12 protein-coding genes are annotated in these 11,949 nt (G+C 64.0%); 8 read left to right on the top strand and 4 right to left on the bottom strand.

Annotated features, from left to right (window positions below; genetic code table 11):
• On the top strand, positions 1-582 hold a 582-nt coding region (locus AC1DW2_RS09975; RefSeq protein WP_477005919.1), incomplete at its 5' end, for an alanine dehydrogenase.
• A gap of 3 nt (positions 583-585) precedes the next feature.
• On the opposite strand, the gene AC1DW2_RS09970 is transcribed toward AC1DW2_RS09975, so the two are convergent.
• The 4 genes from AC1DW2_RS09970 to AC1DW2_RS09955 form a co-directional block, all read right to left on the bottom strand.
• Positions 586-1,221 (bottom strand): DsbA family protein, encoded by a 636-nt coding sequence (locus AC1DW2_RS09970; RefSeq protein WP_477005918.1) that lies wholly within the window; start codon positions 1,219-1,221, stop codon positions 586-588.
• 151 nt (positions 1,222-1,372) lie between these two features.
• Entirely contained in the window at positions 1,373-3,283 is a 1,911-nt protein-coding gene (locus AC1DW2_RS09965) for a flavin-containing monooxygenase (RefSeq protein ID WP_477005917.1), read from the bottom strand.
• The gene (locus AC1DW2_RS09960) at positions 3,280-3,921 is read right to left on the bottom strand and encodes a TetR/AcrR family transcriptional regulator (RefSeq protein ID WP_354117018.1); all 642 of its coding nucleotides are present in this window, start codon (positions 3,919-3,921) and stop codon (positions 3,280-3,282) included. Before AC1DW2_RS09960 ends, AC1DW2_RS09965 begins: the two co-directional genes overlap by 4 nt.
• Positions 3,918-5,411, bottom strand: coding sequence for an AMP-binding protein (locus tag AC1DW2_RS09955; RefSeq protein ID WP_477005916.1), 1,494 nt, complete (start codon positions 5,409-5,411; stop codon positions 3,918-3,920). Before AC1DW2_RS09955 ends, AC1DW2_RS09960 begins: the two co-directional genes overlap by 4 nt.
• A gap of 173 nt (positions 5,412-5,584) precedes the next feature.
• On the opposite strand from AC1DW2_RS09955, the gene AC1DW2_RS09950 reads away from it, so the two are divergent.
• The 7 genes from AC1DW2_RS09950 to AC1DW2_RS09920 all read left to right on the top strand — a co-directional run bounded on the left by AC1DW2_RS09950 (position 5,585) and on the right by AC1DW2_RS09920 (position 11,874).
• A complete protein-coding gene (locus AC1DW2_RS09950) occupies positions 5,585-6,844 on the top strand; it encodes an ABC transporter substrate-binding protein (RefSeq protein ID WP_477005915.1) in 1,260 nt (419 codons plus the stop codon).
• Between the two features lie 90 nt (positions 6,845-6,934).
• Positions 6,935-7,837 carry a branched-chain amino acid ABC transporter permease gene (locus AC1DW2_RS09945; RefSeq protein ID WP_477005914.1) on the top strand — a complete coding sequence of 301 codons (903 nt, stop codon included), beginning with the start codon at positions 6,935-6,937 and terminating at the stop codon, positions 7,835-7,837.
• Positions 7,834-8,853: a branched-chain amino acid ABC transporter permease gene (locus AC1DW2_RS09940; RefSeq protein WP_477005913.1), complete on the top strand. Its 1,020-nt coding sequence runs from the start codon at positions 7,834-7,836 to the stop codon at positions 8,851-8,853. Before AC1DW2_RS09945 ends, AC1DW2_RS09940 begins: the two co-directional genes overlap by 4 nt.
• Before the next feature lie 2 nt (positions 8,854-8,855).
• Positions 8,856-9,611, top strand: a complete 756-nt coding sequence (locus AC1DW2_RS09935) for an ABC transporter ATP-binding protein (RefSeq protein WP_477005912.1) — start codon at positions 8,856-8,858, stop codon at positions 9,609-9,611.
• Entirely contained in the window at positions 9,608-10,321 is a 714-nt protein-coding gene (locus AC1DW2_RS09930) for an ABC transporter ATP-binding protein (RefSeq protein ID WP_477005911.1), read from the top strand. Before AC1DW2_RS09935 ends, AC1DW2_RS09930 begins: the two co-directional genes overlap by 4 nt.
• Before the next feature lie 165 nt (positions 10,322-10,486).
• Entirely contained in the window at positions 10,487-10,705 is a 219-nt protein-coding gene (locus AC1DW2_RS09925) for a hypothetical protein (RefSeq protein ID WP_477005910.1), read from the top strand.
• A 110-nt stretch (positions 10,706-10,815) separates the two neighbouring features.
• Complete coding sequence (locus AC1DW2_RS09920; RefSeq protein ID WP_477005909.1) at positions 10,816-11,874, top strand: YeiH family protein; 1,059 nt, start codon at positions 10,816-10,818, stop codon at positions 11,872-11,874.
• The last annotated feature ends 75 nt before the right edge of the window (positions 11,875-11,949 follow it).

The following is an 11,949-nucleotide window of genomic DNA, read 5'->3' as shown; positions in this document are numbered from 1 at the left end:
GTGGGAACGCAGGCGGCGCGCATGGCGGCGGGCCTCGGTGCGGAAGTCACTGTGATCGACCGCTCGATTCCCCGTCTGCGCGAGCTGGACGATGTCTTTCTCGGGCGGGTGCGCACCCGCTTCTCGACCATCGAAGCGGTCGAGGACGAGGTGTTCGCCGCCGACGTCGTGATCGGGGCGGTGCTGGTGCCGGGCGCCAGCGCACCAAAGCTCGTCACGCGCGCGATGCTGAAGTCGATGCGGCCGGGCGCCGTGCTGGTCGATGTCGCGATCGACCAGGGCGGCTGCTTCGAGACCTCGCATCCGACCACGCACGCCGATCCAACCTATCAGGTCGACGGCATCGTGCATTATTGCGTCGCCAACATGCCGGGCGCGGTGCCGGTGACGTCGAGCCAGGGGCTGAACAACGCAACGCTGCCGTTCGGCTTGTTGCTCGCCAACAAGGGCTTTGCTGCAGTCCTGGAAAATCCGCATTTGCGCAACGGACTGAACGTGCATCGTGGCCGCATAACCAACAAGGCCGTTGCCGAGAGCCTCGGGCTGGAATTTGCCCCGGTTGAGAGCGGACTTGCGGCGTAACGGCTACACTGATTTGCGGTGGCGGCTGCCGAGCGCGGCCACGATCGTTTCCGGACGCTCGATCCGTTCGATCAGCATGTCGATGCGATCACCGCCCCAGAACAGCTCGCCGTTGAACACCATGGTGGGCACGCCGAACACGCCGAGTGCTTCGGCCTCGTCGATGATGCGATCGTGCTCGGCGCGGGCAGGGCCGTTGACGTAGGCTTCAAACTCGCTCGCCGAGCCGCCGCACGCGGTGATGACGTCCGTGATTGCGGCGAGATCGTCGATCTCGAGCTCATGGCTCCAGAATTTGCGGAACACCGTGTCGTGATAAGGGCGGAAGAAGCCGTGCCGCTGTGCGAACAGCATTCCAACGCTGGAATAGAAGGCGTCATAGATCCGGCGCGGCCCCTTCATGACAAGCCCTTGCGCATTGGCATAGCGCCGCGCGTCCATATAGGCGTAACGCACCTTGCGCCAGAAATGCGGCGTGCGCTCCTCGACCGTCCCCATGAATTCGGCGACGCGCAGCGTATAGGGCAGCCATTCGAGCTGGACGCCGTGCGTCTCCTCGAGTTCGAACAGGCGCTTGTTGGCCACGAACGCATAGGGGCTCTTGTAGTCGGTGTAGACGCGGACAAGCGGCTTGGGCATTGGCGGCTTCCCTCGGCGTACGGCGCTCCCGGTTGTGCGGGAGATTAACCCGCGAATTCCGTCATTGCGAGCGCAGCGAAGCAATCCAGAGTATCTCCGCGGAAGGATTCTGGATTGCTTCGCTGCGCTCGCAATGACGACGAGGTAAGGTTTACCCCTTCGTCAGCCGATACTGCCCCAGATCCGGATCATGCGTCATGCGCCAGTAGTCCACGAACCGCCAGGGCATCGCGGAAAACACGCGGCCGCTCGAATTACGATAATAGGTGCTCATGCCGGGATGGGTCCAGATCATCGTCTCGTGCTCGGCATCGACCTTCTGGACGTAGTCGTCCAGCACCTCCTTGCGGACGTCGATGGCGGCGACGTCGTGCTCGATCATGTCGGCGAGGCAGGCGGAGATATAGCGGCTCTGACATTCCGACTGGAAGATGACGCTGCCGCCGTGGGCGGGGCCGGAGTTCGGACCGAGCATGCAGAAGAAGTTCGGAAAGTCCGGGACGGTGAGGCCGAGGAACGCGGTCGGATTGTCGTTGGCCCAGGCCTCGCGCAGATCCTTGCCGCCGCGGCCGCTGATGTTGAGGCGTGCCGCCATCTCCGTCACCTTGAAACCGGTGGCGACGACGATGATGTCGGCGGGGCGGTGCTCACCGTCAGCGGTGACGATGCCGTCGCGATCGAAATGATCGATCGTGTCGGTGACGAGCTCGACATTGTCCCGCGTGAGCGTCCTGAACCAGTTGTTGTCGAGCAGGATGCGCTTGCCATAGGGCGGATAGGTCGGCACGCATTTGGCGATCAGGTCGGGCCGGTCCTTCAGCTCGGTGAGGATGAAATCGGTCAGCTCCTGGCGATGCCGGTCATTGCCCTTGTTGACGGCGCGCGCCGGATGCGGCCAGGCCGGGTCCTTGCGCAGGAACGGCAGCAGGCCGTCGCCATAGCGCCAGAACATGTTGAAGCGGTACCACTGCACATAGAACGGCAGATGCGCGAGCAGCCAGCGCGCGCCCTCGCTGATCGGATCGGAATAGCCCTTAACGGGCCGCGCCCATTGCGCGCTGCGCTGATAGACCGTGACGGAGGCGACGCGGCCGGCGATCGACGGCACCAGTTGCATCGATGTTGCGCCGGTGCCGATCACGGCGACATGCTTGCCGTCGAGGTCGATATCGCCTGACCACAGCGCCGAATGCAGGATCGTTCCCTTGAAACTGTCTTCGCCCTTGAAATGCGCGCGCGAGGGATCGTTGAGCTGGCCGATGGCCGAGACCAGCGCGGTGGATTCAAAAATCTCTTCGCCGCTCTTCGTCTTCAGCGTTGAGATCCAGCGTCGCTTGCCTTCGTCCCAGCGCGACGCTGTCAGCTCGGTATTGACCCGCAGATGCTCGCGGATGCCGTATTCCTCGGCGACCTTCAGCAGATAGGCAAGCAGCTCCTCGCGCTGGCAGAAATAGCGCGTCCATGCATTGCCCGAGCCGAACGAGTAGGAATAGGAATGGTTCGGCGTATCGACGCCGCAGCCGGGATAGCGGTTGATCCACCAGGTGCCCCCGAGCTCGGCGTTCTTCTCGACGATGGTGTAGGGGATGCCGAGATGGCCGAGTGCGACGCCGAGCGCGATGGCGCAGACGCCGGCGCCGACGATCAGCACGTGCTGGCCGGCAAGCTTCTCGGCGGAGGGGCGCTGCGTCCATTGCGGCTCACGCGCTACAAATCCCATCTCCTCGCGCATCAGCGGCGCGTATTCCGGCGCGACGTTCTCGCCGAGGCAGGCGCGCATCATCTTCAAGAGCAGCGCTTCGCCGGGATCGGTGATGACAGGTTTTGGCGTGCCGTCGGCAAAAAGCCTGACCACCGCGGCGCGGATCTCGTCCTGGACCTCCCGGGGCACGCCGGCTTCCGGATCGGGAATGAGGCGGATGTCGCGCTTGGGCAAGTACGGCGGCTCGAGCCAGCGCTCATCGCCGGTCATGTGCACCAGCACCATCAGCAGGCAGCGGATATCGCCTTCGGCGATCGCGGAGACGAGATCGAGCGGCTTTTGTGGAGATGCGATGTTCATGGCGTGTCCTGATCTCCGGATGCACTGAAGAGGCCGCGCGTCATCAGCTTGCGATAGGCGGAGATGACGTGGTCTGGCACGGCGGTGACGCCGTCAGCCGAATAGGAGTAGCGGCGGCTGAGATAGCCGCGCGCGCCCATCAGCATGTGGACGATGGCCTCGAATTCCTCGTCGCTGTAATCCTCGATCGCGCCTGCCGCTCGTGCGCGGCGCAAGATGCGGACATAGGCGACCGAGATGTTGTCGAGATGTTTCTGGTAGCCGATCGGCGCGAAGAATTCGGCCTCGTTGAGGATGCGCAGGAACTCCGGCACCTCGCGGATAAAGTCGAAGAAGGCGGAGAAGCGGGCGATCTCCTGCCGCGCGGCATCGGCAGTGCCGGTGCGGGCGCGAATGAATTCCACCATGTCGAGGCCGATCTTCGGCAGCAACTGGTCGAGCAGCTCCTGCCGGTTCTCGAAATGATTGTAGAAGGTGCCTTGCGCGACGCCGGCTTCTTCCGTGATGCGGGCGACGGAGGCTTCGGCATAGCCATGCTTGCCGACGACCTTGGTCGCGGCGTCAAAGATCTTCTGCTTGGTCCAGGCGTTGCGTTCGACGCGGTTAAGCTTTGTGACCTTGGCATTCGCTTGCGTCATTCAGACGTCTCCAGCTCGGCGCGCAGCACGCGCTTGAGGATCTTTCCGCTCGGATTACGCGGCAGGCTGTCGCGAATGACGAGCTCCTTCGGCACCTTGAAGCTCGCCAGGCGCGTACGGCAGTGCTCGGTGAGGGCAGGGAGTTCAAGGCTCGCGCCTTCGGCCAGCACGACGATCGCGACCGGCCGCTCGCCCCAGCGCGCATCGCGCAGGCCGATCACCGCGACTTCGCGCACCTCGGGCAAATCGTAGATGACGCGTTCGACCTCGGAGGAAGCGATGTTCTCGCCGCCAGAGATGATCATGTCCTTCTTGCGGTCGGTCAGGTACAGGAAGCCTTCCTCGTCGAGATAGCCGACATCGCCGCTGCGGAACCAGTCGCCGAAGAACGCGGTTTCAGTCTTCTCCGGATCCTTCCAATAGCCGCGCGTGATTTTCGGTCCGCGCAGACAGATCTCGCCATTGACGTTCGGCGGCAGCGTCTTGCCGTCCTCGTCACGGATCTCGATCTCGACGTGGGCGATGGCGCGCCCGGTTGAGCCGATCTTCTCGATCTCGCGGCCGGCTTCCATGAAGGTGTCGCCGCCGACGGTCTCGGTAAGGCCATAGGCATCGATGTAACGCGCATTGCGGAAGAACTCGGAGAAGGCGCGGATGCGGAGCTCCGGCGTCTTCTCGCCGCCGCCGATCGCCCATCTCAGGCTGGAGACGTCGTAGCGATCGCGGGTGGGGCAGGTGAGCATCGCGGTGGTCATCACAGGCGCGAACCATGCCGCGTTCAGCTTGTCCTCCGCGATCGCCGCAAGCGCGGTCTCCGGCTCAAAATTGCGTTCGATGCGGATGAAGCCGCCATGCCAGAGCACAGCGATGCCCGGCAGGTCGAGCGCGCCGACGTGATAGAGCGGGCCGACGACGAGCAGTCGGGTCTCGGCGCTGAGGCCCAGCGCAATGGTCTGGTCGGCGGACTTCCAGTAGAAATTATCGTAAGTGAGCATCACCCCTTTGGGGCGGTCCGTCGTCCCCGAGGTGTACATCAACCGCATCAGGTCGGACGGCGCGCGGACGTGCATCGGCGCGGGCGCGGCCTCGTCCGCGAGGTGCGTGATGCTTTGCTGCGCGGCTTCGTTCAGCACGACAATCTTCGCGCCCGCTGCATTCGTGGCGAGTTCTTCATCGACGATCAACAAGCGCGCGCCGGCATTGCCGGCGATGTAGCCGACCTCGTCGCGCGAGAGACGGAAGTTGATCGGCAAGAACACCGCGCCGAGATGGCTGGTGGCGAAGACGAGCTCCAGGAACGCCGCGCTGTTCTTTATCAGCACGGCCACGACGTCGCCCGCGCCGATGCCCTGCGCGGCGAGCCAGCCGGCCGCTTGCCGGATGCGCGCATCGAAATCGGCGTAGGAGATCTCCTCGCCGCGATATTTCAGCGCGGGCCGGTCCGGCGTGCGCCGGGCATGAAAGGTGATGAAGCTCGAAAGATTGATCATTTTGCGGGTTTTGGGCCGATTACCGGCCTCGTTTCCTCCTTTGATGAATTATGACTCGTAATTCATCTTTGGCTTGACGTCACCCCCCTGCCTCTGAAATTGTTGGGAACACGGAGACGAGACGATCTCCGGCAAGGGACCAGGAAACGCCGACCCGAAAGAGGGAGGGGAAAATGACGAGAACCCGCATGCCGGGCATCAGCCGCCGTTCAACGCTGGCGCTGATGGGCGCCGGTGCGATGAGTGTTGCCGCACCGTGGGTGGCGCGCGCGCAATCCAAGACCATCAAGATCGGCATGCCGACGATTCTGTCGGGCCGCGTCGCGCAGCTCGGCACGTCGTCGCGCAATGCGGTGATGCTCGAGGTCGAAAAGGTCAACGCCGCCGGCGGACTTGCCGGCCGCCAGATCGAGATGGTGATCCGCGACTCCAAGGGCCAGCCGCAGGAAGCCGCGCGCGTCGCGCGCGAGCTCGTCAATACCGACGGTTGCGAGTGGCTGATCGACGGCGAGGCGTCGTCCGGATCGTTTGCGGTTCACGAAGTCGCGCGCGATCTCGGTGTGCTCTGCGTCCACACTTGTTCGGAGGCGTCCTCGCTGACGGCCGATCCGAAACAGCACATCCCGAACGCGTTCCGTTGCGTGCGCCAGGGCATCCACGATTCCATCGTCGGCGGCAGCTATGCCGCCTCGATCGCGAAGGCCAAGGGCTTGAAGAAATGGGCGACCTGCTCGCCGGACTATGCCTATGGCCGCGACACCACCGGCGAGTTCACGCTGTACCTGAAGCGCTTTGCGCCCGACGTCGAAATCATCAGCGAGTCCTGGCCTAAGCTGTTCCAGCCCGACTACACCGAAGTCGTGACGAAGATCCTCCAGGCCAAGCCGCAGGCGCTGTATTCCTGCCTGTGGGGCGGCGATCTCACCTCCTATATCGACCAGGCCAACATCTACGCGATGTTCGGCCAGATGGAGGTGTTCGCGGTCAACATGGCCGACTACACCGCGCTCACCGTAGTGAAGAACCTGCCCAAGGGCATCCACTCGGGCAACCGCTACATCAAGACCTTCCCGACCACGCCGGAGAACGCGGCCTGGGGCGATGCCTACAAGACGAAGTACAACGAATATCCGACCAACTGGTCGTGGCAGAACGCGACGGCCGTGATGTTCCTCGCTGAGGCCGCGAAGAAGGCGAACTCCACCGACGGCAAGAAGATCGCGGAAGTGCTGAAGGGCCTCACCATCAAGTGCCCGTTCGGCGCCGACGGTACCGTGACGATGCGCGGCGACGACCACACGCTGGTCGGCTACGCCATCGGCTGGGGCACCACGATCCCGCAGGAGCCCTACGTGCCCGAGGTCAAGGCCGGCGACTGGAAGACCATCTTCGAGCTCGAGGCCGAGTGGAAGAAGAGCAAGGGCTACACCTGATGTGACGCGCGGCGGAGACGGGCGACCGTCTCTGCCGTTTTTATTTGGCTCTCCGCGCCAAGTTCGGCGCGTCGCAATGAAAGTGCTCCCGTGGATCTCGACGCGCTCGCCGGCTGCCTCTCCAGTTCCGCCTGCCTGGTGACGCAAACCACCAGCGGCCTCATCATCGGCATGCTCCTGTTCCTGGTTGCAGTCGGGCTGACGCTGATCTTCGGCGTGCTCAAGGTCGTCAATTTCAGCCACGGCGCCTTCTACATGTTCGGCGCCTATTTCGCGATGACGGCCTATCAGCTCACCGGGAGCTTCGCGCTGGCGATGTTCGYGGGCGCGGCCGGGACCGCGATTCTTGGTCTGATCTTCGAGCGCGTCTTCATGAGCCGCGTCTATGGCGCCGACGTGCTGATGCAGCTGCTCGTCTGCTACGCCTTCGTGCTCATCTTCGACGATGTCGTGCGCATCATCTGGGGGCCGGAATTCAAGTCGATGGGCATGCCCGCGGCGTTCCAGGTGATGCCGCTGTTCATCGCCGGCGGCGTGGTGCCGCCTTACTACCTGCTGCTGATCGGCGTCGCGCTCGTTGTGGCGATCGTGCTCGGCATCGGATTGTCGCGCAGCCGGATCGGCAAGGTGATCCGGGCGGCGGCACATAATCCCGGCATGGTCTCGGCGCTCGGCATCAACACCGGTCTGATCTATGGGGGCGTGTTCGCGCTCGGCGGCATGCTGGCGGGCCTTGCCGGCGCGCTCGCGGCGCCCGTTCGTTCGCTCACCCCCGGCATGGGATTTTCGGTGCTGATCGAATCCTTCATCGTCACCGTGATCGGCGGCATGGGCTCGATCCTGGGCGCTCTGATCGGCGCGCTGTTGCTCGGCCTTATCAGGTCCTTCGGCTCGCTCGGCTTTCCCCTATTCACGGAAGGCCTGATGTACCTGTTCATGGTGATCGTGCTGGTCTCCAAGCCCACCGGCCTGTTCGGCAAGGAGGCGGCATGACCGAACTCGAGGCCGGACGTGCCGAAACGCTGGCGCCGGTGCGCAGCGGTGCGGCACTGCAACGCTATCGCGACGTGCTGATCGCGCTAATCGCGTTCGCCGTGCTGGCGAGTCTGCCGCTGTTCACGGGCAGCAAGGCGCTGCTCGATTTCGTCATCCGCTGCTCGGCTTACGGCCTGTTCGCGACCTCGCTGAACCTGCTGGTCGGCTACACCGGCCTGACTTCGTTCGGCCACGGCATGTTCTTCGGCCTTGGCGCCTACAGTTTTGGCCTGATCATGCAGAAGCTGGGCGTGCCGATTCCCGTGGCCTTCGTCGCGACGCTGGCGATCACGGCGGTAATCGCCGCAATCATCGGCGCGATCTGCGTGCGGCTGAAGGATATCTATTTCGCCTTCGTCACGCTCGCGTTTCAGATGCTGATCCACTCGACCATCCTGTCCTGGGCCTCCTTCACCGGCGGCGACCAGGGCCTGCGTGGCGGCATTCCGCGCCCCACATTCCTCGGCATCAATCTTGCGAACCACATCCATCTCTATGTCGCGAGCTGCGCGCTTCTCATCCTCGGCCTGCTCGCGATGCGCCAGATCGCGCAATCGCCGTTCGGTTACACGTTGCGCATGATCCGCGACAATGCCGCGCGCGCAAGCTTCCTCGGCATCGACGTCTGGCGGGCCAAGCTGACTGTCTTCGTGCTGGCGGCGCTGTTTGCCGCGATGGGCGGCATGGTGATGGCGCTGTTCGTCTCCGGTGCCTATCCGGAATTCGCCTATTGGACGATCTCGGGCGAGGGCATCTTCATCAACATGCTCGGCGGCGTCTCGACCTTCCTGGGGCCGATGGTCGGCACCGTGCTGCTGCTTCTGCTCAACGACACCGTCACGCGTTTCACCGAGTACCACGGCATCGTGCTCGGCGTGGTCATCCTGTTCTTCGCGCTGGGCCTACGCAAAGGCCTGCTGGATTTCGTCGCCGACTGGTTCGCGCACCGGCGTGACGCAGGCGAGGGGCGCTAGCGATGCTCGAGATCCGCAACCTCGCAAAATCCTTCGGCGGCGTGAAGGCGACCAACGACGTCACGCTCGACTTCCCCGACGGTTCGCTCACGGCGGTGATCGGACCGAACGGCGCGGGCAAGAGCACCTTCTTCAATCTGATCACCGGCGCCTTGAGGCCGGATTCCGGCCAAGTGCTGCTCGACGGCGTCGATCTCGCCGGCCGCTCGCCGCCGGAGATAGTGCGGCACGGCATCGGCCGCGCCTTCCAGGTTGCGAGCATCTTCAAATCGCTGACGGTGCAGGAGACCATGCTTGCTGCCGTCAGTGCGGATCAGCGTACGTCGGCGGTGCTGCACAAGCGCTTTCCCTTGCCCGAGACGCGCGACCGCGCCGAGCACGTGATGGAGCTGCTGGGCCTCGCGGGAAAGCGCAATCGCACGGCCGCAACGCTGTCGCATGGCGACCAGAAGCTGCTCGACATCGCGCTCGCTCTGGTGCTCGAACCAAAGGTTCTGCTGCTGGACGAGCCGACTGCCGGCATGGGCCCGGAAGAGCGCTGGCGCATGATCGACAAGGTGCGCGAGCTCTGGGAGACGCAGAAAATCACCGTCGTCTTCATCGAGCACGACATGGACATCGTGTTCAAGATCGCCCCAAAGATCGTCGTGCTCTGCTACGGTCGCATCCTGGCAACCGGAACGCCTGACGAAATCCGAAGCAACAGCGCCGTGATCGAGGCCTATCTCGGCACCGAACATGCGGGGGCCGCCGCATGAGCGCGACCATTATCGAAGTCGCCGATCTCGACGTCTACTACGGCACGAGCCAGATCCTGTTCGGCGTCGGCCTCTCGGTGCGGCAGGGCGAGACCATGGCGCTTTTGGGCCGCAATGGCGCGGGCAAATCGACGACCATGAAGGCGATCATGGGGCTGGCGCCGCCGCGGCGGGGCAGGATCAGCCTGCGCGGCGCGGTGATCTCGGGCCAGAGGCCGCACCATATCGCGCGCGCCGGTCTCGGCTTCGTGCCGGAGGATCGCCAGATCTTTCCGGAGCACACGGTCGAGGACAATCTCGTCATCGGTCGCAAGAAGGGGCCGGAAGGCCAGGACGAGTGGCCGATCAAGCGCATCTACGACGTCTTCCCGCTGCTGGAGCCGCTGCGCAATCGCATTGCTGGACGTCTGTCGGGCGGGGAGCAGCAGATGCTCGCCATCGCGCGCACGCTGATGGGCAACCCGGCGCTGTTGCTGCTCGATGAGCCGAGCGAGGGCCTCGCACCGATCATCGTGCAGCGGATCGGCGAGCTGTTGCGGCAACTCCGCCAGCTCGGATCGACCGTCCTGATCGCCGAGCAGAACATGCATTTCTGCCTCGGGCTGGCGAGCCACGCGACCGTCATCGACAAGGGCCAGATCGTCTATGCTGCCGGGATCGACGAGCTGAAGGCCAACGACGCGATCCGTCGCCGTTATCTGGCGCTGTAACCGGGTTCCGGACCGCCAGACCGACCCAAAGAAGAAAACTATTGCCTCGGGTTCGTCAGACGGAAGGAGTTTCCCCGTCGAGGGCCAAAAACGCCAATCGCTTCCATTGCCGTTTGGGGCCGAAACGACGACATTCCATTCACAATTTGATGGATTGGCGTAGCCATGGAACGCACTGGATTTGAGCCCTTCGGCGAGCAGCTGGTGTCCGCAACGGACACCCAGCCGCGATCGCGCGCGTCAAAGCTCCTGCTGCGGGCCGGCACCACGGTGTTCTGGTCGCTGGTCGCGGGGATCGTGCTCGCGCGTGCGGCCTTCTTCGAGCCGGGCGTCTATGACAGCTTCAGCCGCGTCGCCGCGCTCGCCAAAAGCCTGATCTTCTGAGCCGATTATTCCGGGCTGAGCATAGAACTTCCCTCGGCCCTGATATGCTGAAAACTTATTCCCCAATCGACCAGCACTGCGTATAAATATTTCTCCTCTGGGAGAGATTTGTGTCGCAGAATCAAGCATCCAGCCCGGCCGACGCCAAGCCAACCACTGTCGTGAGCCGTATTGCGGCGCTGATTCCGGGAATCCTCCTGTGCATCGCCGTGGCCGGCATCTCGGCCTTGCTCGAACGGGCCGAGCTGGGTGTCTTCGAGCACCCCTATGTCGAAGCGCTGGTGATGGCGATCCTGCTCGGGATGGCGCTGCGCAGCTTCTGGAAACCGGCGCCGCGCTGGCAGGCCGGTATCGCCTTCAGCGCCAAACAGCTGCTCGAAGTCGCGGTCATGCTGCTGGGGGCCTCGATCAGTTTCGCCGCCATCGCGGCTTCCGGCGTGGCGCTGCTGGCATCGATCGCCGCGGTCGTCGTGATCGCGCTCTGCGTCTCCTTCGGCCTCAGTCGCATGCTGGGCCTGTCGACGCGGCTCTCGATCCTGATCGCCTGCGGTAATTCCATCTGCGGCAATTCCGCGATCGCCGCCGTCGCGCCGATCATCGGCGCCAACAACGACGAGATCGCGTCCTCGATTTCCTTTACGGCGATCCTCGGCGTCATGATGGTCCTCGGCCTGCCGCTGCTGATTCCGCTGCTGCAATTGTCGGCCACGCAATATGGCATCCTCGCAGGCCTCACCGTCTACGCCGTGCCACAGGTGCTTGCGGCAACGGTCCCGGCCGGGCTCGTCTCGACGCAGATCGGCACGCTCGTGAAGCTGATGCGCGTGTTGATGCTCGGGCCCGTCGTCGTCGGTCTCTCCCTGGTCGCCTCGCGCTGGCAGACCGGCGCCAAGAAATCCAATGTCGGCTTCTTTCGCCTGGTCCCCTGGTTCATCCTCGGCTTCCTTGCGCTGGCGACCCTGCGCTCGCTGGAGATCGTGCCGGGCACGGTGGTCGGGCCGGTGACGAAGATCACGAGCTTCCTGACGGTGGTCTCGATGGCCGCGCTCGGCCTCGGCGTCGACGTAAAGGTGCTGGCGAATGTCGGGGGCCGGGTGACGGCCGCCGTGACACTGTCGCTGATGCTGCTGCTCGGCATCAGCATCGCGCTGGTCCACTGGTTCAAGTGAGGGGAGCAAGGTGCCGTAGGGTGGGCAAAGGCGCGAAGCGACGTGCCCACCGTTCGGCTTAGCGTGCGACCAAGA

The organism is Bradyrhizobium sp. P3_C3, from assembly GCF_056402655.1.
The sequence above is the reverse complement of the archived record's forward strand: the minus strand, read 5'-3'. Positions and strand labels throughout refer to the sequence as shown.